This is a genomic window from Marinobacter fonticola, from assembly GCF_008122265.1.
Taxonomy (GTDB): Bacteria; Pseudomonadota; Gammaproteobacteria; order Pseudomonadales; family Oleiphilaceae; genus Marinobacter_A; species Marinobacter_A fonticola.
Window position 1 is genome coordinate 3437799 of record NZ_CP043042.1, and the last position, 20540, is coordinate 3458338.

Sequence of the window (20540 nt, forward strand, 5' to 3'; positions counted from 1 at the left end):
GACGCTAAAGCATGGAGCTGGGAAGGGAGTCACAGCGTCTTAAATCTATGCAACGTCCGCCGCGCGACTCGCTTTTCATGTATCGTTTCCACTCAAGCAAACGCGGCCAGTATCCGTTGTACGGCGATCCCTTCCCGGTGAACCCGAGAGCCCCAAGGACAGGATCAATGTCAGCATCTCAGGCAGATCAGGAATTTCAGCAGCTTCGGCACCAGTATATTCAGGGCCTCCCCCGGCGCTTAGAGCAAATCCAGGCGGCCTGGAACAGGCTTCAGCACATCAGCTGGGACCCGAAGATCCTGGCCGCGCTCACCGGCGCAGTCCACAAACTGAACGCGAGTGGCAGCACGTTCGGCCTGCCCCACGTCACCCGCGACGCCGAGCAACTCGAACAGCTGCTCCGTCAGTTACAGACACCGGAGACCTCGGGCGCGGTGGATCGCCGAGATATCTCCCGGGTGTTGGGTAGGCTGTCCCACACGGCCAGTCAGGCTCGCAACGAGACGACCGCCGGCTACGTCCCCGCGCCACCCAATCCGGCTGCTGAAGCGCCCTTTCATATTGCTGTCATCGAGGACGACCCCGGCCACGCTCGACACATTCAAACGGTGCTGGAAAAACTGGGCTACGACGCCCACCTGTTTGCCAGCCCCGACGCCTGGTCCCGTGACACCCGTGACTACGGCTACCAGCTTCTACTACTGGGTGTCAGTTCGCCCCAGGCCCGTCTGGAGGGTCTCGCCTGGCTGGAGCGCTTGCGGGAGACCGAAGCCACCCTGCCCATCGCCTTGTTGACTGAGCGCACCGATATGGTGGCCCGAATGCGCGCGCTCCAGGCCGGCGCCGATCTCTATTTGACCAAACCGCTGGATGTCACCGTATTGTCGCGCCATATCCAGCGTTTGCAGCACCCTAGCGAGAACACCGGGCCAAGGGTGCTCTGGGCCGATGACGACACGGATTTGCTGGCGCACTACCAAGCCTTACTGACCGAGCGGGGCTACCAATTTGACGCGCTGCCACAGGCCGTACGTTTGCTGGAACGGGTGGAAGCCTTCCAGCCCGACGTCATTGTGCTGGACTACGAAATGTCGGGCTGTACCGGCTTGAAGCTGGCGCAAATGCTGCGCCAGGATCCGCGCTACATGAACATCCCTATCCTCTTCGTATCGGCATCGGCCGGGGGCCGCCCCAGCTCCGATCAAGACATTAGCAACCAGGTTGGCAACGCATTTTTCCAGAAACCGCTGAACGACAACCGCTTTCTGCGCTGCCTGCAATCCCATATCGCCCAAACCCGTCTGTTCGCCTCACCCCCGGAGATGTCCCGGTACGACGCGGCGCAATTACAAAAGCCCCATGAGTTCCTCGCCAGCCTGGAGGTTCAGTTGGCGGCGAGCGAACCCGAGAGCGTATCGGCCCGGCATTACCTGATCTGCATCAGTATCGATAACGAGCCTTACCTTAAGGCGCGATACGGCATGCACGCGATGGTGCGCTTGGGCGCCCAACTGGAGAAGCACCTGGCGCGCCAGCCGGCCGTCAACAGCGCCGGTTGCGCCATGGGTAGCGGCCGTTTCCTGTTGTTGCTGGAAGCTCCGGCCAGCATAGATGGCGCGCCATTCGTCGAGGCCTTCCACCAGTCCCTGAATGGGCGCGACTGGGTTCCGGTGCCGTTTAACCGCGCCATCGGTCTAAGCATGGGCGCTGTGCATCTCGACCCCGCCCTGGACGTGGACCGCGCTCTATCCCAGGCCGAAGCCGCCTGTACCCGGGCTGCCAAAGCCGGTGGCGGTCAATGGACCTGGTATGCCACGGATGCCCGCACGGGCCTGACCAATCACTTGAGAGAATTACTTCGAGCCCGTGCCTTTACCCTGCACTACCAGCCAGTCATGAACATGGACAACGACGATACCCTGTTCGAGGCGCTGGTACGCTTGGTGGACGACGATCAGGCGGTGTATATGCCGAGCCAGTTCCTGCCCTGGCTACCATCGGGCAGTCGCAGTAATTTCGACGACCTGGACCGCTGGGTGATCGAGCACGCCGTGGATAACCTGGTCAAACTGGAGGCGCGAACGTCGGTGGCCCACTCGGTTATCGTCAAACTGTCCTCCCCGCTGGCGGATGTGGAGCTGATGCAGCCTTTTGTGGCTCACGTTATCCGCAAGTCCGGCCTCAAACATATCCGGCAGATCTATCTCGCGTTTTCCAATCCCACGGTACTCAAGGATATTCCGCGCGCCCGCCGGGTCTTCGAGCACATGCGCAAATTGGGCTGCGGCATCATCGTCGAGCATGTCGAGCCAGGCAGCAGCATCGTTCAACTGCTCCAGGATGTGGGCTCGGTGGACTTCGTCAAACTCAACCCGGAGTATGGCGCTATGGAGACCCACACCCCGGAGCTGGAGCTATTGCTGGACCAACTCACCGCGTTTTTCGGTTCCTCCCAGCCGATCATCGTTACCGGCGTGGAAGATGCCCGGGTTCTGACCAAATTCTGGGAGCGCGGCATCCGCTATTTCCAGGGTTACTTTATCCAGAAACCCGGCTTGATGATGAATCACACGGCCGCCCACGATAGTTAACGCGCCTTAAATAACTGTCATTGGTTTTTTATGAACGTCAGCGGTTCAATGTTCGTATACAAGGATGAACGACAAGTGATAACCCATAGTGAACGTACTAAGCAACGCGGAGGAAAAGCGTATGTCTAGTCAGGAACACAAGGAAAAAGTCTGGAACCTCATCCGGCACATCAAGACCGGCATGTTGACCACAATGCATGGCGAGGAACTCCGGGCGCGTCCGATGCATCTGGTGCAGGACGAGTACGATGGAACGCTCTGGTTCTTTACCGACCTCGAATCGGAAAAGGTCTTCGAGCTAGAGAAAGATCATGATCTCTGCGTATCGTTTGCCGATACCCATGACGACACTTATGTCTCTCTGACCGGCGTGGGTCGCATCGTTCAAGACAAGGCATTGATCGACAAATTCTGGAATCCATTCATCGGTGCGTGGTTTCCCGACGGCAAGGGTTCGCCCAATGTTGGTCTGATCGAAATCAAGGTCCAGAAAGGCGAATTCTGGAACAGTGATACCAGTAAAATGGTGTCGTTCTTTAAAATGGCGAAGGCCAACGCGAAAGACGAGACGCCGGACATGGGTGAACACGAGAAATTCGGCACCTAAGCATTACGCTCGTCCGATGTCCCGTTGGCTCAGCAAACACGGAAGCGGCTACGGCCGCTTCCGTCCGGCCAGCATTCTTACCCTCACGCGCCAGTTCACCTAGCGCAAACGATCCCAACTAGATGCTTTCTCTGAGCTTTTCCGTTTCTTCGTCCACTTCGTCTTCGGCATTGCGCCAAGCCTCCGATAACCGGTCATAGGCATCGGCGAACTCGCCCTTGATCGCACTCCAGGCCGACACCGAGCTGTCTTTCAGGCGTGCGTACCATTCGGCCACTTTTGCTCGCTGGTCTTTCAGGGCATCCAGGCTTCTCTGCGTCTCTTCCCGCGCTTCATCGCTCATTTCGTCCCAGTTCTCGGCCAGGCCCTCTTCCAGGCTATCGATACGCTTGTCCAGCGCATCGAGGGTCTGATTGATAGCCTGTATCGCGTCTTCACGCTGGTCGGCGGTGTAGCTTTCCAGTTTTTGAGCCAGGGCCTGGGTATCCTGTTTCAGCGCCTCCACCGAAACATCGTTGTCATCGGCCTGGACGGCTGTGAACCCGACAATACCGGCCAACACCAAGGCTAAGCGGCCAAGAACGGGAACGTGGAATGCGCGCATATAGACTCCTCTTGCTATCGACCGTTGCGGTCAGTACTCGATCAGATTCAGGTTACCGCCAAAGACGACCCATTGCTGCCTTCGGTCACCGCGGATTGGCGCCTGAGGGCCGCACCCAGGCGGCGAAAATACTCAGCAAAGGCCTCGCCGATGCGTTCACGCTGCGCGCCTTCGGGATAAAGGCCCAACTGCGCTTCTTTCGACTCCCGCGTGCCTTTGACTAAAAAGGCATTCTTACAGGCTGCATCCTGCACGAACGCTTCGAAGGCGCGGGCACAGAGCTCTTCCGGTTGGCTGAAGTAAAAGATCCCGGCGGCCTTGTCGGCCCGCACAGACTGCTGGAAAAGCTGACTCGGTTCCACTCCTTTCTCGTTCAGCAAAACCGCTTGAAAACAGCGTTGCAATAATTGGTTAAGGGGATGTTCCACAGCGTCCGCCTTGTCCAGCCAGACTTTGGAGGCAAAGGCGGCGGGTCCGACACCGGCGAAGAGCTTGGTGCAAATATAGTGGTCGAAGGCGTGAAACCACTCGTGGGCGATACTGCCCGGCCCGGCGTTCTTGGCCAGGGCGAAGCTGCGGGTCGCCGGTGTGTAATGGGCGGACACCCCAGGCCTGCCGCCAATACCGTATTGCAACGCCAAGGTGCCCCGGAGCGAAACCAGCTCTTCCGGGCCGCCCAGGATATGCATCAAATCGCAGAGCGCGTCGTAGAACAGGCCCGCGCTTCGTTGCTTCTCCACGTCGGTTACCCAGCGCCCCAGTTCGACGGAACGAAACTGAAAGCGGCGGCGCACATCCAGAAACGTAACGCTCGAGCCGGCTCGATGATCGGGTCCTCGCCGGTAAAATGGACGTGTCATGAATCCCCAGATACTGTGCATTTATACAGGCATTTTGAGCTAGTTGGCGATAAAAGCAACCCGAAACGAGCGGCTGTTCGTGTAATCCACGGCTGTTCTGCACACGTGGCCTAACGTATTATTTCTTTTTAATTTTCTTTTTTTGGCAATCCCGCTAACGTCGGGGCTGGGTTTTATTTTCGTGGTTTTCACCGGTCGGGGGTGCGCCCATGCCATACCCGGCTGTTCAAGGATAGCTCCCCATGTCGGACGGATCCGAAAAAGCAGGCTATGTGCGCCGTCAGCTGAATCGTCTACGCCGGTTGATCGACCGCCTTATCTACTCTCGCCACATGCTTTGGGGGGTCGGCATCGCCTCCTTCCTCGAATCGATCATCGTTCCCATTCCGCTGGAAGCCATCCTGATTCCTTTGATGCAGGCTCGCCGCAGCGCGATGATCGCCATCAGTACCGCCGCCTTGCTCGGCTGTTTGGTGGGTGCCAGCGTCGGTTATGCCGTAGGCTATTTCGTGTTCGATGCCATCGGTCCGCAATTGGTGTCGCTGATAGCCTCCCAGCAACAATACGAACAGGTCCGCCAGCAGATGGAAAGCCAGGGCTTCTGGTTCGTATTGAGCGTTGGCGTCGTTCCGATCCCGTTCCAGATTGCCATGCTGGCGGCCGGGGCCACCAAATACTCGTTCGCCCTGTTTATCGCCGCATCGGTGTTGGCCCGCGCCGTACGTTACTACGGTCTGGCGGCGCTGGTCTGGCTTGCGGGCAATCAGGCTCAGGCGCTGTTCGAGCGTCACAAACTGCCCGTCGCACTCGGCCTGACCGCAGTCGTCGCTGCAGTCTGGGGCCTCTCACTGCTTTGAACCGGGATTGTTCAGAGACGGCTCAAACCGGCCCCTTTAATTCCGGTTTTTTTGCCTCAACACTCACCCTGTACCAAGCTAACTAAGACCACCACCTTGGGGGACGTTTGCAGCGCCGCGCAACACAGTGATTCGCCGCAGAATGGACTTTTTCAGTGGCCCCCTTAAACCCACGGAACTGGAGGATCGATGTCGAAAACCGCGCTTAGCCTGTCCTCGTTAATTGCCAGTATCATTCTGCTTATCGGCGGCAATGCCTTCCTGATGACGCTACTCGGGTTACGTCTCAGTATCGAAGGTTTCAATCCCAACGTGATCGGCTGGATTCTCGTATTTTATTCCGTCGGTTTCGTTTGCGGGACGCTCTTAGCTGGACGCATTATCGAGCGTGTCGGTCATATTCGCGCCTTCGCTGTGTTCGCTGCCGTGTTGGCGGCGTCGATCCTGCTCTACCCGATGGCGGTAAAAGCCGGGCTGTGGGGTGTTCTGCGAGCATTAGGCGGCTTCGTCATGGCCGGCCTGATGATCGTGATGGAGAGCTGGTTTAGCAGCCGTGCGGACAACAAGAACCGGGCGTCGCTGTTCGCTATCTATCAAATCGTGTTTTTCCTCTCGACCGCCGGTGGCCAGGTGCTGATCCGGGTCGCCGATCCGGCGGGCTTCATTCCCTTTTCTCTAGCTGCGATGCTGGTCTCCCTGGCGCTGGTTCCGCTATCGCTAACCCGCCGCAGTTCACCGGCCATTGTGCAGGGCGAGCGGATGTCGCTGGTAAAGCTCTACCGTATTTCGCCGGTAGGCACGCTAGGCGCATTGGTAGCCGGGCTATTGATCAGTGCCTTCTATGCCATGGGCCCGGTCTATGCCAACGAAATTGGTCTCAATGTGAACCAGCTGTCCAACTTCATGGCCTCGGCAATCGTTGCCGCTATGCTCCTGGCGTGGCCCGTGGGCCGTTTCTGCGACCATTTCGACCGCTACCGTGTGATGCAGCTCACCGCCGTGATCGCAGCCGGCTGTAGTATTGCCGCAGCGCTGGTGGGGAGCGTCAACATGCTCGTGCTCATCCTCTTCGTCGGTCTATACATGGGGATCAGCGCCACGCTGTACCCCATCGCTGTCGCCATCAGCAACGACCGCATGGATAGCCATCAGATCACCGCTGCCAGTACTGCGCTGTTACTGAGCTACGGTATCGGTAGCTGTATCGGCCCGATCGTCAGCTCCTTTGCCATGGGACTACTGGGACCAGAGGGACTCTTCATCAGCAACGCGGTGATTCTGGGCTTGCTGATGCTATTCATTACCGTAGGTCCCGGTCGACACAAGCGCGTGCCAGTAGAGGAGCAAGAGCATTACTACACCACCACGCCGGAAATGGCGCTGGGTATGGCCGACCTGGACCCGCGTAACCCCGACTTCGAAAACCATAGCGAAGCAGACGCGGCAGACGAAGGGGAGGCGCCGCCTGCGCACGAGGTGGAAACGACGGACGTGCCGGACGAACGAACGCCGGAAGAACACAAGCCAAGCTAGTCAGCGCCTAGCCCTCTGAATAACGCCTGGGAATTAACTGAGCGCACGCGCTCTTGATGCGTTATTCGGAGGGCCAAGGCTTGGAATGGCCAGACTTGGCGCCATATCATCCTTTTTCGCCCAACGACATAAAGCGGGCGCTTCACCCTTCAGCCGCGAGATTGCAGCCTTGTTGTCGCTCAACGTCCACCTCCTCTCCGCGTTCATTCCCACGTTTTTCGTGGTTTCGATCACACCGGGTATGTGCATGACGCTGGTCCTGTCCTTGGGCATTACGATCGGCGTGCGCCGCGCGATGTGGATGATGGCGGGTGAGCTGTTAGGGGTCGCGCTGGTCGCGACCGCGGCGGCGGTCGGTGTGGCGACCTTCATGCTGCAGTACCCGACCGCTTTCGCGTTGTTCAAGTACGCCGGCGGAATCTACCTCGCCTGGCTGGGCATCCAGATGTGGCGCTCGCGGGGAAAACTGGCCATGCCGGGAAGCGATGCGCCACCACCCGCCACATCGCGCCTCCAACTCGCTACTCAGGGATTTGTCACGGCGATAGCCAATCCCAAAGGCTGGGCCTTCTTTATCGCCCTACTGCCGCCGTTTATCGACAGCGACTTGCCGATGGCACCGCAACTTACGGTCCTGATCCTGATGATTCTGGGGCTGGAATTTCTCTGTCTCCAAATCTATGCCCACGGCGGACACAAGCTAAGCCAGGCGTTACGCCATGGCGTCGGCGTACGCGCCATCAACCGGGTGGCGGGCACGTTGATGGTGCTGGTGGGCGCTTGGCTGGCGTTTGGGTGAGAGCGGCTTAATAGTGGGCCGCCGCTCTCCACCGTACGATCACTACCGTCACTCTTTCCCCGCTCCGCGCAGCATGGCGCCTAGCAACTCTTCAGCATCGAATTTGGTCAGGGCTTCGTTGGCACCGACCTGGTTGGCGTAGCTGACGCTCATTTCGCTGTTCAACGACGTATGGAGGATGATGTAAGGCTGCCTGAGGGAGGCGTTATCCCGCACGCTGAAAGTCAGCTCGTAGCCATCCAGGCCGGGCATTTCGATATCGCTGACCAGGATATCGATCGCGCGGCGATCCTGGGATGCACTCGTCAGGATATCCAGGGCCTCGCGGCCGTTGGTGGTCACTTGATAAGGAATACCTTTGCTGTCGAGTACATCGGACAACTGCTTGCGGGCCACGTGAGAATCGTCCACCAACAGAATATTGAGCGAGGCCAGCGTTTCCCGCTGCACATCCGTCAATACGAGACTGCCGGTGTCCGTCGCGCTCGGGTAAACCATCGATAACAGCAACTCCACATCGAGCAGTTGGATGATCTCACCCTCGACATCCAGCAGTCCGGTTACGAAGGCCCGCTTGCCCAGCGCTTTGGGGGGCGGCTTGACCTGCTTCCAGTTGGCTTCGACGATCTTGCGCACGCTAGGCACTACAAAACCGATTTCCTTGCGTTGTATGTCGGTAATGATGACCGAACTTTTCTTGCGATCCTCGACGCCCAGTGGCGGGTAGCCCACGGCGGCCGCCATATCGATAACGGGCACCGCAGCGCCCCGGAACGTTGTCGTGCCGATCACCGAGGGATGGCTGTGCGGCAGTTTGGTCAAGCGAGGGAACGGCATGATCTCGCGGATCTTGAGCGTGCCAATGGCAAATGACTTCTGACCCGACAGACCGAATAGCAGCAGTTTCTGGGAATGACTGTTTCTGGAAGACATCAAAATAGGTGACCCTCGAATAACGATACCGCGCTACGCCCTACCGGACGTTGGCGACGCCAGCGCTGATCGCGCAGTTTCTTGAGTTCGGCAGTTACTATAGAAATTAATACCGCCGTCCCATAAGATCAATTTCGGTTTGTATACAGCCCCCGTTCTATTTCATGCCTTCCTGGCGTGCCCACCAGTTCCGCTACCGCCTCAACCCGCGCGAATGGCCTATAATCAGCAATAGGCGAAGCCATTGACCGTGAGCGGAGCCTTCGGCAGGGGACGAAGACCCGAGCGTCCTCAACTCCACGGCAACAATGTTGACAGGCAGCGGCATTCGACATGGTGCAGCACATCAGGAACATGGACGGCAGCCAGTTGTTGCTGACGCCCAACCGTTCAATGAGCTGGCGCGGCAATATCCGCATCTGGCTGTGCTTGTGCCTGGTATCCGGACTCATCGCGAGTGGCATGCTCTGGATGGGCGCCTGGGTGGTGCTTCCTTTCGCGGGTCTGGAGTTGTTGGCGGTGGCGGCCGGCTTCTATCGCACCGCACGCCAATGCCGGCGCAGGGAGGTCTTGCGCATTTCTCCGGATACGCTGCGTTTGGAAAAAGGCATTGACCGCAAACAGGCGGAGTGGGATCTGCCGCGTCGCGCCACCCGCATCCACCTGATCACCCCGCGTCACCCCTGGACGCCGCCCAAGCTTTTGCTGCTGCACCGGGACACGGAAGTGTCTTTCGCCTCTTTCCTCAATATTGACGACACCAAGCGACTTATTGGCATTCTCGAGAGCCAGGGCATCCTGATCGAGCGGCGCCAAGCCACCGAGGGTTTTTGGTTTTGATTGCCGCAACTATCGTTAATAGACCGTATACCCGCACGCTTTCACTTGCAGGAACGATCTTTTTGCCTGTCTAATCAGTCGAATGATCATATTTTAACAGGATCCAAAGGACCCTATGATTCTCGATACGCCCCCGCAGGATCACTACGACGTGATTATCATCGGCAGTGGCCCTGCCGGCATCTCGACCGCACTCCAACTTGCGAACAATCCGGCCATACGCATTGCGATCATCGAGACCGGATTGCTGGAACATGACTCCGGTATCCTCGACCTGGCTCAAGTCGAGCTTGTCGGCGAACTCGCGGACGACTACTTCCCCATGCACACCCAGCGCTGCTTTGGTGGCAGCTCCACCATTTGGGGGGGCTTTTGTGCCGTGTTGGAGCAGCGGGCCTTCATGGACCAGTCCTGGCCTATCGAATACGACGAACTGACACGATGGTATCCGGCGGCGGCGAAGGTGGTCGAGGTACCCGAGAGTGTTCACCGGACGCCATACACCTCGCTGCAGAACACCGAGGACCTGGTCTATAAGCCGTTCTACTTGAGCCCTCCGGTTCGCTTCAACAAAAAGTACCGTGGGTTTATCGAAGCACACCCCAATATCCACCTGATCCTGGGAACCACGTGTACTCGCCTTTCGGTACGGGAGGGCACTGTCGAGTCGGTCAACCTTAAACGCTCTGTCGCACCGTACGACGAGCAGATGCCACTGTCCGCCGACCGCTTTGTGCTGGCCTGCGGCGGCATCGGCAACCCTAGCCTGCTGCAGCTCTCCGGGTTTGCCGAGAGCCTGCCTGTGGGACTCGGTTTGATGGAGCATCCGCATCTTTATGCCGTGGCCGATATGCATCTTTATCATGACCGGATTCTCGACGTTATGGAAAGAAAAGTGCCGGTCGTACACGCCCTGCAATTGTCGGACGCCTACTGCATCGAACACGGCCTGCTCTCCTTCAGCGCCGACTTCAATCCCGAACAGCTGACCACCGAGCCGCTTATGGGCCAACGCCGGGATACGATACTCACGCCGGTAACCTTACGCACCGAAGTTGCTCCGCACCCCGACTGTTACGTTGCCCTCAGCGACCAGCGGAATGCCCTCGATCTGCCCCGGTCACGCGTCGGGTTTCGTTTCCACTGCGAAGAGCTGGCACGGGAAAGCTGGACACATTTTTCTCAGGCGCTACTGCGGTCTGGTTTAGGGCGGCCCTCGACCTTAATGCCGGAATTCAAGCCCGCCGGTGGCGGTCACTTGATGGGCACGACCCGAATGGGGCTCTCGGCGGAGGATTCGGTAGTGGATGCCAATTGCAAAGTCCATACGACGGATAACCTGTATATCGCCGGCTCGTCCATTTACCCGGCTGGCGGCGCCTCCCATCCCACCTACACTATCGTGGCCATGAGCCTGCGGCTGGGAGATCATCTTGGAAGCCTGTCGCAAACGCCGCGCACCGTCCGAGTTTCAGAGGAACCCGCCAATGGATAGACGCCAGTTACTGAAAGGACTTTGCGGTTTGCTGGCTGTGGCGGGGCTTGGTGGCTATGCCCTGCCCGGCATCAGCGCGGTCCGTAGTGGTCCGGTATTGTCGGATAAACTCAGGCACCAACTGGCGGAACTGGCCGATCCACGATTCGGCGAATACGCCCGCACTCTGGAGCTTGAGACGCTCGCGGACGCGCTGGCGGCCAAAGGCATTATCTCGCCGGAATACGGCGTGGACTATGAACGACTCAGATTAGTGGCGAACCAGGAGACCATGACAGTCTATCTGGGTTTCTATTACACCCCCACGGAACTGCAGCTCTATTCCCTGGCCTACCTGGCAGGCGGTGTCTGATTCGCGCCGGGTAAAACGTAAACGAGAGCCCGTAAACGAGAGCCCCTTGAGGCTCCCGTTCACGCCAAGCCGTTTACGTCACTCCGATGTACTAGAGCGATGGGCAGGCAGGCAAGCTCTCTCTGCCAACCGAAGCGGTATTGTCGGTGAAGCGACAGCCAAAGTCCTCTGCCGCGAGCTTTTCCGGATCCAGTATGTCAGCGTCGTCGCCGGCAGGCTTACTACCCCCGTTAACCCATCCCAGGAAATCGGTCATCGCAATCGTGATTTCAGCACCGGAGAAATCACAATGGCTCGGCGCCCGAATCGCGCGCTGAACCAGCAAGTTCTCGTTGTCGCTGGCGATGGCTGCCTCCCGGTATAGCTGCTGATGACGGAACGGCACGTAGAAATCGCCCAGTGTATGCAGCGTCATGACGGGCACGTCGAAGTCGCCCTGGACTAACGGTAACCAGCGTACGCCATCCTCCCGGACCGGATTCACCTCCGGATCGCGCTCGACCCGATCGATAGCCTCGTTAAAGGACTGCTCTTCCGCGGTGATTGCGCCCCCGGTCCAACGGTATTCACGCCCGGTATTGTCGTAGATATTGCGTGCCAGAATGCCGTTAATGGTGCCCGCGCGACCGCCCGTGCCCAATACAGCGCCTTGCCAGGTGCCGTTGCGGAAGCCGTATTCCTCAAATATCGGACGCTCACCGCCGGTCAGATTCATGGCGATGTCCCGCAGCCGCTCGCCGGCCTCGTTAGCTGGCACCCAGGCATTCTCCCCAGTTGTCGCGACGAACAAGTTCTCGGTGATCTGCGGTAACAGCGACTGGAACTCCTCATAGGGCATGTCGCCCAAGCCGGCAAGCTGCTGGGCTGCACGCGGATAGTCACCTAACCACTGGAATTGGTTTTGCTCAGCCTGGCAGAACGGCAAGGCCCCGGCATACTGCACCTGGAAACGGGCGCGTTCGATATTCTCGCGATCGACCGCCGCAGCCGCGGTATGGCCGCCCATGGAAAACCCTGAAATCAGGCGCTGGTCAGGCTCGTCGTATCCCACACTCCAGTCTCTTTCCAGGTAATCCATCAGCTCCAATGCGAGCTTATTGGTATCCTCGATGGCCGCTCTGACATCGTAGTAATTGGCAGAATACGAGGAACCCGCCCAGGCATAGCCAGCGGCGAGCACCGCTGCCCGCCATGCGGCGTTGGGCACCTGACCGCCCAGTGTTTCGCCCTCGCCCCCGTAGCCATGGGTATACATGATCAGGCGCCCATTCCAGCCGCTTTTCGGGAACTCTGCCGCATAAGCGGCTTCGCCCTGTAGCCCCTCGTAGGTTCCGTAGTACGCTGTGGAGGCTGCGGACATCGGCTCGAAAGCGAGCGTTTCGACTGGCGGGACGGAGAACGAACGCGAATCATGTTCTCGCGTGACTTCCGGCGTTTGTCCACCGGAACTTTCATCGTCGTTATCGTCGTCATTGCACCCCGCCAGTAGCAAAGCACTGACCATAACGACACTCAAGGCACTTTTCTTTCTTATCAGGTCCATAAAACACTCCACGTATTGTTGTTCTTAAACTTGGCAGTCTTTTTCGCATTGCAGAATTACATTCCGACTAAATGCGCAAATACAGTTAAGTTTCACGGCGCAGCCATGTCAATTCGTATTTGGGAACAGGTTCAACAAAAAAAGAAACCGTCGTTCGCTTAAACGCAGAAGTCTTTGATTGATTAAGGTTAATTCGATGGCAGGCGGACGCGCGTTAGACTAGCTTTAAATGACCGTTGATAAAGGAGCAAAGCCGATGGATCTATTGCGCGTTCTGATTGCTATTCTGTTGCCCCCACTGGGCGTATTCCTGCAGGTCGGCTTGGGTAAGCATTTCTGGCTCAATATCCTGCTGACCATACTGGGCTACATTCCCGGTATCGTGCATGCCGTCTGGATTATCGCCAAGAAGTAAAGCGCAAAGCCCGGCATCGAGCCGGGCTTCAACGGTTTGAAGTTTTCTCTGGTTAGGCCGTTGCTGCCCAGGCTAGAGCACGCCCTGAGCCTGCATGGCATCGGCCAGCTTAATGAAGGCGGCAATGTTGGCTCCCTTCACATAATCGGTGGCCCTGCCATTCGGGTCATCCTGGCTTTCCCCATAGCGCTGGCAGGCATGATGAATCGACACCATGATCTCATGCAGCTTTGCGTCGACCTCCCCCACGGACCAGTGCTGACGCGTCGAATTTTGCGTCATCTCCAGTCCGCTTACCGCCACGCCACCCGCATTGGCTGCTTTGCCGGGCGCGAAAAGCACATCCGCGCGACGAAACTGCTCAACGGCCCCCGCGGTTGACGGCATGTTGGCCCCCTCCGAAACGCATAGACAGCCGTTGTCGATGAGAGCGCCGGCATCTTCCTCGTCCAATTCGTTCTGCGTCGCGCAAGGCAAGGCAACGTCACAAGCAAAACGCCACGGTTTGGAGCCTTTTGCATACTCCAGGTCGAACTTTTCTGCCAGCTCCGAGACACGTCCGCGGCGTTCGTTCTTCAGTGCTACCAGGAAGTCCCATTGGTCACAGGTAAAACCGTCGGGGTTGTGTACCGTGCCATCGGAGTCCGACACCGTAACCACCTTCGCCTCAAGCTCCATTGCCTTATAGATGGTATGCTGTGCCACGTTGCCCGAACCCGATACCGCGACACGCAGATTATTCAGCGTCTTTTCACGCGCCTTGAGCATTTCTTCCACAAAATAGACCAGCCCATACCCCGTGGCTTCCGGCCTGATGTAACTGCCACCGTAGGCAACACCCTTGCCGGTAAAGGCCCCCGTGACCTGATTGCTCAGCTTACGGTACATGCCGTAGAGATAGCCGATCTCGCGAGGCCCCACCCCGATATCGCCTGCCGGCACGTCCACGTTCTCGCCAATATGGCGATACATCTCCGCCATAAACGCCTGGCAGAAGCGCATCACTTCGGCATCGCTCTTGCCTTTGGGGTCGAAATCGGACCCGCCCTTGGCGCCGCCTAACGGCAACGTCGTCAGAGCGTTCTTGAAAACCTGCTCGAAGGCGAGAAACTTGAGGATGCCCAGATTGACGGATGGATGGAAACGCAGGCCGCCTTTATAAGGACCAATGGCGCTATTCATTTGTACCCGGAAGCCCCGGTTGACCTGAACATTGCCATCATCGTCGACCCAGGCCACGCGAAACTGAATGACCCGCTCTGGTTCCAGCAAACGTTCCAGCAACCCTTGGGAATGGCAGTCGGGGTGCGATTCAATATAGGACGAGAGGCTCGTCAATACTTCTTCCACCGCCTGATGGAACTCCGGCTGGTGCGGATCACGCTCTCGCATACTTTCCAGCACTTTCTTGAGTGACTTGTCCATAAATCTCTCCTCAAACACGCATCGTCTGACTTTCCGTGTTCTACAGCTTTCCGCCCGCTCTCGAATTAACACAGGTTCAATGAGCTGACAGTACACCATGCCATACTGACCATATTGGACAATGGATCAGCCGCAGACAGGCTCGTTCATGAGCCCTGTTCCACGCTCTTTTAAGAAAATTATGCGGCGCAGGTCCAAGCTCTTTTGGTTGCACAAAGTTTTAGCGCAACCCAAAAAGTCCGGTTTCAGCCTTGAATTACGGATTTTCGGCTCCATATTAGATGCCGACGGTAGTTTAACAACTCAGGCTGGCGCTGAATTCTAAACCTGACTTTTTGCGCTCGATGTGTACTCGGCTAAAAATCATGGAAGAGGAAAGCATCATGGAGAACATCGAACAACCTGAAAAACGTTTTACGATTCCATCAGGACAGAACCTTCACCTGGACGGTGTCGCCTTTGCGCTTGCAGCGCTGACGGCTTTGTCCAGCATCGCCGCACTGTTTCTGATCAACCTTGAATACCTGTTACCGGAAATGGCCCGGTCACAGGGGCTGACACTGCCCTACGAGCACAAGCTTTGGCTGGCGCCGATAAGCATTGTCTATCTGCTGGCAAGTGTGGCCTGGACGATGAGCCATCTGACACGAAAAGAACACTAAGGAGGTCACTTGGAAAACGAACCCAGTATCCAACTACAACCCGCCACGGACCTTTGGATGGCCAAGCACAGCGGCCCCCACACCCGGGAACTCGTCGCTCTGTTCGGCAGCAACGTGCTCCCCACTGCCTTCGAAAGCTCCACGCCCAAGGAAAAAGTTATTGCGGCGTTGCGCAAGAGAAATCCGGGTTTTGAGATTTCCTAGCCTTCGAAACGCGGAGGCGTGGTTGCAACGGCATCAAACAAAAAGCCCGGCTCTTTTCAGCCGGGCTTTTTGCTGCCGGACGCTACCGAACAAGGCTGAAAAAAACAGCCTCATGTCCGGGCGACAGGCACCGCCATAGGCCGCGAGCGCCAGGATGACCAGGAGTAAAGCGCCAAGGCCGTCCAGATCAACGCAAAGCTCGCCAACTGAGCATGACTAAGCGGTTCGCCGAATATGAACAGGGCGATAAAGAACTGCAAGGTGGGGTTGATGTACATCAGAAAGCCGACCGTCGATAGACGCAAACGGCGGGCGGCACCGGCAAACGCCAGCAGCGGCAAGGCCGTGACTATACCGCTGGCGACGAGTAGCAATGTTGCCCGTCGATCCACTATAAAGTGGGACGCGCCTTCGACGTTCAGCCAGCTCAGAGCCAGCAAACCCACTGGCAGCAACAGCAGGGTTTCCACGAACAGCCCGGACAAACCATCCAGTTCGACCTGCTTGCGCAAGAGGCCGTAAGTACCAAAACTGACAGCCAGTACCAAGCTGATCCAGGGCACACTGCCCAGCAAGGCGAGCTGGACCAGGATCCCCACACCCGCCAAACCCACCGCCCATCCTTGCAGGCGGGCCATTTGCTCACGCAGCACCAGCATCCCCAAAGCCACATTGACCAGAGGTGTGAGGAAATAGCCCAAACTGGCCTGAAGCACATGGCGGGTTTCAACGGCATAGATATACACGCCCCAATTGGTCGCGATCAGCACCGCGCAGGCCAACACCCGCCACAACTTTCTCGGATGGGCGATCGCGATACGCACCGGCAACCAGCGGCGCAGCACGGTGATCACCACCGCCAGGAAGACGCTGGACCAGATAATGCGGTGGATCAGCACCTCATAGGCCGGCACGCCTTCAAATAGCGCGAAAAAGAGCGGGAAGCAGCCCCATAGCGTGTAGGCGGCCACCCCAAAGGCGACACCTTTGGTTATTTCGGGGGTATTACCAGTCATTGCGCTCTCGAAGATAAGGCTTTCGAACAAAAATAAGCATTGCGTGTCCCTGGAGAAAAGGTTGCCACCTGCTGGAACGCCCTCGTTTTAAGCAGACAAGGCACACTAGCACAGGCAAGCGCAGCACAACCGGGACAGATCGGCAGGGAAACACCGGCACAGATGGATGACGAACAGACTAATAAGTGTTTGGATGTATACGGCTTATTTCGAGTCCGTCTCAACCGCACGCGGCTGAGGCATCAGCTCGGGGCCAGGCATGCTGAAGTATTCGCCCTGGGAGAAGTCGATATCCAGCGCCTCCACCTGCGCCTGTACCGCTTCGCTGTGCACGAACTCGGCAACGGTCTTGATCCCGAGGCTGCGGGCAAACTGCACGATACCTTTGGTGACAAGGAAAGCCGTATGGTCTTGGGCGAGGTAGCGAATCAGACTGCCGTCGATCTTGATGATGTCGATATTGAGCTGCAACAGGTGCGAAAAATTGGAGTAGCCCGTGCCGAAATCGTCGATGGCAATCTGGCAGCCGTAAGGCTTGACCCGCTCGATAAAGCGAAACACCTCGTCGTAATTCTCGATACCGTCAGACTCGAGGATTTCGAAGATGACCCGCGGCCCGACGTCGTTAGCCTGTAGATGCTTGAGTATCAGTTCGAGAATATCCCGATCGACAATATCGGCATAGGTTAAATTAATCGCAAATTCGTAAGGCTCCCGGGCGAAGGCCGCAAAGGATTTTTCGATCATCAGGCGGGTGATCCGGCGATTCAGCCGTAATTTGTTCGCAACGCCGATGAACTGACCCGCGGCAATGACACCGTGCTCGTCGTCCCGCATCCTGACCAGGCATTCGTACTTGACGATACGCCGCCGCCGGTTGTCGTAGATCGGCTGGAAATGGGGCAGCAACTGATCGTTATCGAGCGCGTATTTCAAACGCTGAGCCCAGTAAAGATTTTGCTCGTAACCTTTTTCCACTTCCTGCATCTGGTCGTAGAAGAGGTAATGCCGCATCTGCTGACGCGCTTGATGCACTGCAATCGTGGCTTGGCTGAGCAATCGGTCCGGCGTCGCCTCACGCTCGTCCGCCGTTTGAAAGGCAATGCCGGCGCTGGCGTCGAGACTCAGGGATTGCTCCCGCCAAGAGACCTGCTCTTTGCGCAGCCACTCGGTCAGCCCAGCAGCCAATTCCCGAGCCCGGGGTTCAGGCATATCCGGGCCAAGAATCGCGAATTCGTCACTGGCTAAGCGGTATAGCTGAAGCTGGCTACCCGCATGAGTCTTGATATAGCGCTTAATCCTGCTCGCCAGTGTTAAAAGAATATGATCGCCGCATTCGTTACCGAACAGGCTGTTGATTTCCTTGAAACGGTCCAGGTTGAGGATGAAGAGGCAGGCGCTCTGCCGCTCGCCGGCGTCCTTGAGGAGACGCGTTCTGTTGGGAAGCCCCGTCAGCACATCGGTATATGACGCCTGCAGTTCGCGCATCAGCTGAATAATCCGATACAGCAAGTAAAGGCTCAACACCAGAAGCACGGAACCGATACCGATCAAGATGCGGTAGTTGGTATCGCGCATGGGAATCAGCACCTGATCGATTTCGTCCCGGGGCACCCCCGCGCCGTAGACCATTCCGGCCGGGGTCGCCGCGTAGTAAAGCTCGTAGGTTCGGCCTTGCACGTCAACGGAACGGGTCTGCAAACGCTGCTCCTGAGTTACTGAGCCGGCGATGGTGGATGGCGTGTGCTCTCCACCCACAGACAACTCTTCAGCCAGAATCGCATCGATAATCTTCTGTTCCAGCAACGGATCGGCGTTACCACTCAGGCTTGAGAGGTTGCGGTTGTTGCTGTCGTTGAGGAAGGCAAAGCTGCTTTCCGTCACTTCCACGTGACTGACCAGATCAACGATCTGGTCAGAGCTCCAGTCGGTGGTGACGACGCCCAGCAACCGGCCACCGTCGCTGAACATGGGGCGAGCCAGGGTGAGCATGGCCCGGCGTGTCGTCAAATCGAAATAGACCGGCGACCAGTAGATTCGCTCCGGCTGACCTGCATCCGCGGTCCAGTCCGCCCCCAGAGTCAGACCGAACCAGGGCTCCGCCTGATAGCCGGTGGAACGGGTGGCTTCGTCAACGGGACGGGCAATCAGCGTATTGTCGGCGCGAACCATATAGGGTGAATAGGTTTCTTGCGCCGTAGCAAGGACGCCCGGCTCGTACCAGATGCCCGCTCCGGAAACACCGTCGAAGTCACGTAGGTGTTCGCCCAAAGTCGCTTCAAGCTGCGCCCGCAGGACTTCACGGTCACGCTCAACAGGCTCGCCGCCCGCCTCCTGCGAAAGGCGATAAAACGTCTCGCCGATGATGGCCAGCGTGGAAATATGCCGTTGCAGTTCAATTTGGCGGGCATCGATACGGGTCAGGCTGGAGAAAAAAACGTCCTTGATCTGCTGGCGCCGCAACTCATACATGGCTTGCTGCGAATAGCTCAGGTTCAGGTGAGACAGCAGCAACATTCCCACAAAGAACAGCGCGGTGAGCACCAGCAATAGCACCATGATCGAGTGCATGGCGTAGTTGCTACCCCAGAAGCGAAGATGGGAACCGCTTACTTTAGGCCTGAAACGCCGAAGGAGTGACTTATTGAAGTTCATCACCGGCACTGATTTTCACCGAGTTATCCAGAGCGGCCTGGGCTCCGGCGTGCCCCAGACTAGCGGCTTGCTGATACCATGTTCTAGCCGCCTTCCGATTCGATGGCACGCCATGTCCGGCGGCATGCATCTCACCGAGCAGGTTCGCCGCATCGGCCGACTCCGGCGCTGCTCGGCGAGCCCAATCGTGGGCCGTGGCGTAATCCTGCAGCGCGTAGGCGATCGTCGCCATGTTGGTTTGGGCCTGGACGTTGCCGTTTTCCGCCGGCCCGCGGCAGGCTGCCAGCGCATCGCTGAAGTTGCGTATGGCCGTGAGCAGGTAACAGTCACTCAGCTGCTGAGACACCACTTTACGGCCAGGCTTGGGAGGGGTTTCTTCCGCGGCCTCGGCGACCGCGTCTGGGGGCTCGGCCTTAGCGGCTGCGCTCTCGGCAAGCTGCCGAGCGGCAATGTCCGCCTGTTGCTTTTCGAGCATCGTCGCGTAAGTCTCGACATCGTCAGAACAGGAAAAATTGTAGCCGCCGCGATAGCGCGCCAGCTTTTTCGACGTCGGCGGCTCGGCGCTATAGCGTTTGAAAATAACGTCGCAGCGGCGCTCTCGCTCCTGGCGCACCTCGGTCAAAAGCGCAGCTCGCGACACATCGGCCTCGAAGCGGTGTAGATATTCCGTCAGCGGATCGATGTAGGGCTGGTCAAACAAGGCCTGGCGTTCGGCTTCGTAGTCCACTTGAGGCGTAGGCTCGCCGATTTTGCGCAGGGCATCGCCGGTCCGGCTAAAGAAATCCGACGACGAGGCGAGTAAATTCCGGTCATTGAGACCCGCGCAGCCTGAAATCAATACGACACCCAACAACGTAAGGAGCATTCGGTACATCATCATTCCACCCAAACACCTTGATCCTCTGGCGGCAGCGCAGCCGGCCAACCGGTTTGCATAACGGCCCGTCCACATCCAAAAACAAACAATGCGGCTTATGACATCCAGCTTTGAGTCTTCGGATCGCCGATGCCTGATTTGCCGAACACCGGGAGCGTCCACCACCGTTCAAGCAGCAGAAATCAAGTTACAGTAGCGCCATGCCAGTGAGAATTAACATACAACGACGATAGGACAGGTTTTACTAGATTTTGCGTCCTTTCGACGGCTAG

Annotated in this window: 19 protein-coding genes; 11 read left to right on the top strand and 8 right to left on the bottom strand. The window is 57.7% G+C overall.

Annotation, left to right across the window (positions count from 1 at the left end):
- Positions 1 to 167: 167 nt before the first annotated feature.
- Together FXO11_RS15340 and FXO11_RS15345 are read left to right on the top strand one after the other, a co-directional pair.
- The gene (locus tag FXO11_RS15340) at positions 168 to 2591 is read left to right on the top strand and encodes an EAL domain-containing response regulator (RefSeq protein ID WP_168203183.1); all 2424 of its coding nucleotides are present in this window, start codon (positions 168 to 170) and stop codon (positions 2589 to 2591) included.
- A gap of 121 nt (positions 2592 to 2712) precedes the next feature.
- Positions 2713 to 3198: a pyridoxamine 5'-phosphate oxidase family protein gene (locus FXO11_RS15345; protein ID WP_148863799.1), complete on the top strand. Its 486-nt coding sequence runs from the start codon at positions 2713 to 2715 to the stop codon at positions 3196 to 3198.
- Positions 3199 to 3316: 118 nt separating this feature from the next.
- Here the strand turns inward: FXO11_RS15345 and FXO11_RS15350 are convergent, their stop codons facing one another.
- Together FXO11_RS15350 and FXO11_RS15355 are read right to left on the bottom strand one after the other, a co-directional pair.
- Positions 3317 to 3802: a sll1863 family stress response protein gene (locus FXO11_RS15350; protein WP_148863800.1), complete on the bottom strand. Its 486-nt coding sequence runs from the start codon at positions 3800 to 3802 to the stop codon at positions 3317 to 3319.
- A gap of 47 nt (positions 3803 to 3849) precedes the next feature.
- Positions 3850 to 4662: a CLCA_X family protein gene (locus FXO11_RS15355; protein ID WP_148863801.1), complete on the bottom strand. Its 813-nt coding sequence runs from the start codon at positions 4660 to 4662 to the stop codon at positions 3850 to 3852.
- Between the two features lie 242 nt (positions 4663 to 4904).
- Between FXO11_RS15355 and FXO11_RS15360 the strand changes: the two genes are divergently transcribed.
- The 3 genes from FXO11_RS15360 (at position 4905) to FXO11_RS15370 (ending at position 7851) form a co-directional block, all read left to right on the top strand.
- Positions 4905 to 5519 (top strand): YqaA family protein, encoded by a 615-nt coding sequence (locus FXO11_RS15360; RefSeq protein ID WP_148863802.1) that lies wholly within the window; start codon positions 4905 to 4907, stop codon positions 5517 to 5519.
- Between the two features lie 189 nt (positions 5520 to 5708).
- Complete coding sequence (locus tag FXO11_RS15365) at positions 5709 to 7052, top strand: MFS transporter (RefSeq protein ID WP_227545922.1); 1344 nt, start codon at positions 5709 to 5711, stop codon at positions 7050 to 7052.
- 85 nt (positions 7053 to 7137) lie between these two features.
- Positions 7138 to 7851 (top strand): LysE family translocator, encoded by a 714-nt coding sequence (locus FXO11_RS15370; protein ID WP_227545923.1) that lies wholly within the window; start codon positions 7138 to 7140, stop codon positions 7849 to 7851.
- A 48-nt stretch (positions 7852 to 7899) separates the two neighbouring features.
- Here FXO11_RS15370 and FXO11_RS15375 read toward each other — a convergent pair whose 3' ends face one another.
- Positions 7900 to 8784, bottom strand: a complete 885-nt coding sequence (locus FXO11_RS15375) for a chemotaxis protein (protein ID WP_148863803.1) — start codon at positions 8782 to 8784, stop codon at positions 7900 to 7902.
- A gap of 333 nt (positions 8785 to 9117) precedes the next feature.
- On the opposite strand from FXO11_RS15375, the gene FXO11_RS15380 reads away from it, so the two are divergent.
- From FXO11_RS15380 to FXO11_RS15390, 3 genes are all read left to right on the top strand, one after another.
- Complete coding sequence (locus FXO11_RS15380; RefSeq protein ID WP_148863804.1) at positions 9118 to 9624, top strand: DUF2244 domain-containing protein; 507 nt, start codon at positions 9118 to 9120, stop codon at positions 9622 to 9624.
- A gap of 115 nt (positions 9625 to 9739) precedes the next feature.
- A complete protein-coding gene (locus FXO11_RS15385) occupies positions 9740 to 11119 on the top strand; it encodes a GMC oxidoreductase (protein ID WP_148863805.1) in 1380 nt (459 codons plus the stop codon).
- The gene (locus FXO11_RS15390) at positions 11112 to 11471 is read left to right on the top strand and encodes a hypothetical protein (RefSeq protein WP_148863806.1); all 360 of its coding nucleotides are present in this window, start codon (positions 11112 to 11114) and stop codon (positions 11469 to 11471) included. Before FXO11_RS15385 ends, FXO11_RS15390 begins: the two co-directional genes overlap by 8 nt.
- 91 nt (positions 11472 to 11562) lie before the next feature.
- Here FXO11_RS15390 and FXO11_RS15395 read toward each other — a convergent pair whose 3' ends face one another.
- Positions 11563 to 13014, bottom strand: coding sequence for an alpha/beta hydrolase (locus FXO11_RS15395; RefSeq protein WP_148863807.1), 1452 nt, complete (start codon positions 13012 to 13014; stop codon positions 11563 to 11565).
- Between the two features lie 256 nt (positions 13015 to 13270).
- On the opposite strand from FXO11_RS15395, the gene FXO11_RS15400 reads away from it, so the two are divergent.
- Positions 13271 to 13429 (top strand): YqaE/Pmp3 family membrane protein, encoded by a 159-nt coding sequence (locus FXO11_RS15400; protein WP_148863808.1) that lies wholly within the window; start codon positions 13271 to 13273, stop codon positions 13427 to 13429.
- A 72-nt stretch (positions 13430 to 13501) separates the two neighbouring features.
- Here FXO11_RS15400 and gdhA read toward each other — a convergent pair whose 3' ends face one another.
- Entirely contained in the window at positions 13502 to 14854 is a 1353-nt protein-coding gene (gene gdhA / locus FXO11_RS15405) for an NADP-specific glutamate dehydrogenase (protein ID WP_148863809.1), read from the bottom strand.
- A gap of 383 nt (positions 14855 to 15237) precedes the next feature.
- Between gdhA and FXO11_RS15410 the strand changes: the two genes are divergently transcribed.
- Entirely contained in the window at positions 15238 to 15516 is a 279-nt protein-coding gene (locus tag FXO11_RS15410; protein ID WP_148863810.1) for a hypothetical protein, read from the top strand.
- Positions 15517 to 15525: 9 nt separating this feature from the next.
- Positions 15526 to 15720 (top strand): hypothetical protein, encoded by a 195-nt coding sequence (locus tag FXO11_RS15415; RefSeq protein ID WP_148863811.1) that lies wholly within the window; start codon positions 15526 to 15528, stop codon positions 15718 to 15720.
- Between the two features lie 110 nt (positions 15721 to 15830).
- Here the strand turns inward: FXO11_RS15415 and rarD are convergent, their stop codons facing one another.
- The 3 genes from rarD to FXO11_RS15430 form a co-directional block, all read right to left on the bottom strand.
- Positions 15831 to 16736 (bottom strand): EamA family transporter RarD, encoded by a 906-nt coding sequence (rarD, locus tag FXO11_RS15420; RefSeq protein WP_148863812.1) that lies wholly within the window; start codon positions 16734 to 16736, stop codon positions 15831 to 15833.
- A gap of 204 nt (positions 16737 to 16940) precedes the next feature.
- Positions 16941 to 19307: an EAL domain-containing protein gene (locus tag FXO11_RS15425; protein ID WP_227545924.1), complete on the bottom strand. Its 2367-nt coding sequence runs from the start codon at positions 19305 to 19307 to the stop codon at positions 16941 to 16943.
- A 70-nt stretch (positions 19308 to 19377) separates the two neighbouring features.
- On the bottom strand, positions 19378 to 20256 hold the full coding sequence (locus tag FXO11_RS15430; RefSeq protein ID WP_227545925.1) for a tetratricopeptide repeat protein: 879 nt from the start codon (positions 20254 to 20256) through the stop codon (positions 19378 to 19380).
- Between the last annotated feature and the right edge of the window lie 284 nt (positions 20257 to 20540).

What these genes read in the sequence shown, in the direction of transcription:
- FXO11_RS15340 (WP_168203183.1), top strand. Translation starts at nt 168, where the DNA reads ATGTCAGCATCTCAGGCAGATCAGGAATTTCAGCAGCTTCGGCACCAG.
- FXO11_RS15345 (WP_148863799.1), top strand. Translation starts at nt 2,713, where the DNA reads ATGTCTAGTCAGGAACACAAGGAAAAAGTCTGGAACCTCATCCGGCAC.
- FXO11_RS15350 (WP_148863800.1), bottom strand. Translation starts at nt 3,802, where the DNA reads ATGCGCGCATTCCACGTTCCCGTTCTTGGCCGCTTAGCCTTGGTGTTG.
- FXO11_RS15355 (WP_148863801.1), bottom strand. Translation starts at nt 4,662, where the DNA reads ATGACACGTCCATTTTACCGGCGAGGACCCGATCATCGAGCCGGCTCG.
- FXO11_RS15360 (WP_148863802.1), top strand. Translation starts at nt 4,905, where the DNA reads ATGTCGGACGGATCCGAAAAAGCAGGCTATGTGCGCCGTCAGCTGAAT.
- FXO11_RS15365 (WP_227545922.1), top strand. Translation starts at nt 5,709, where the DNA reads ATGTCGAAAACCGCGCTTAGCCTGTCCTCGTTAATTGCCAGTATCATT.
- FXO11_RS15370 (WP_227545923.1), top strand. Translation starts at nt 7,138, where the DNA reads ATGGCCAGACTTGGCGCCATATCATCCTTTTTCGCCCAACGACATAAA.
- FXO11_RS15375 (WP_148863803.1), bottom strand. Translation starts at nt 8,784, where the DNA reads ATGTCTTCCAGAAACAGTCATTCCCAGAAACTGCTGCTATTCGGTCTG.
- FXO11_RS15380 (WP_148863804.1), top strand. Translation starts at nt 9,118, where the DNA reads ATGGTGCAGCACATCAGGAACATGGACGGCAGCCAGTTGTTGCTGACG.
- FXO11_RS15385 (WP_148863805.1), top strand. Translation starts at nt 9,740, where the DNA reads ATGATTCTCGATACGCCCCCGCAGGATCACTACGACGTGATTATCATC.
- FXO11_RS15390 (WP_148863806.1), top strand. Translation starts at nt 11,112, where the DNA reads ATGGATAGACGCCAGTTACTGAAAGGACTTTGCGGTTTGCTGGCTGTG.
- FXO11_RS15395 (WP_148863807.1), bottom strand. Translation starts at nt 13,014, where the DNA reads ATGGACCTGATAAGAAAGAAAAGTGCCTTGAGTGTCGTTATGGTCAGT.
- FXO11_RS15400 (WP_148863808.1), top strand. Translation starts at nt 13,271, where the DNA reads ATGGATCTATTGCGCGTTCTGATTGCTATTCTGTTGCCCCCACTGGGC.
- gdhA (WP_148863809.1), bottom strand. Translation starts at nt 14,854, where the DNA reads ATGGACAAGTCACTCAAGAAAGTGCTGGAAAGTATGCGAGAGCGTGAT.
- FXO11_RS15410 (WP_148863810.1), top strand. Translation starts at nt 15,238, where the DNA reads ATGGAGAACATCGAACAACCTGAAAAACGTTTTACGATTCCATCAGGA.
- rarD (WP_148863812.1), bottom strand. Translation starts at nt 16,736, where the DNA reads ATGACTGGTAATACCCCCGAAATAACCAAAGGTGTCGCCTTTGGGGTG.
- FXO11_RS15425 (WP_227545924.1), bottom strand. Translation starts at nt 19,307, where the DNA reads ATGCACTCGATCATGGTGCTATTGCTGGTGCTCACCGCGCTGTTCTTT.
- FXO11_RS15430 (WP_227545925.1), bottom strand. Translation starts at nt 20,256, where the DNA reads ATGCTCCTTACGTTGTTGGGTGTCGTATTGATTTCAGGCTGCGCGGGT.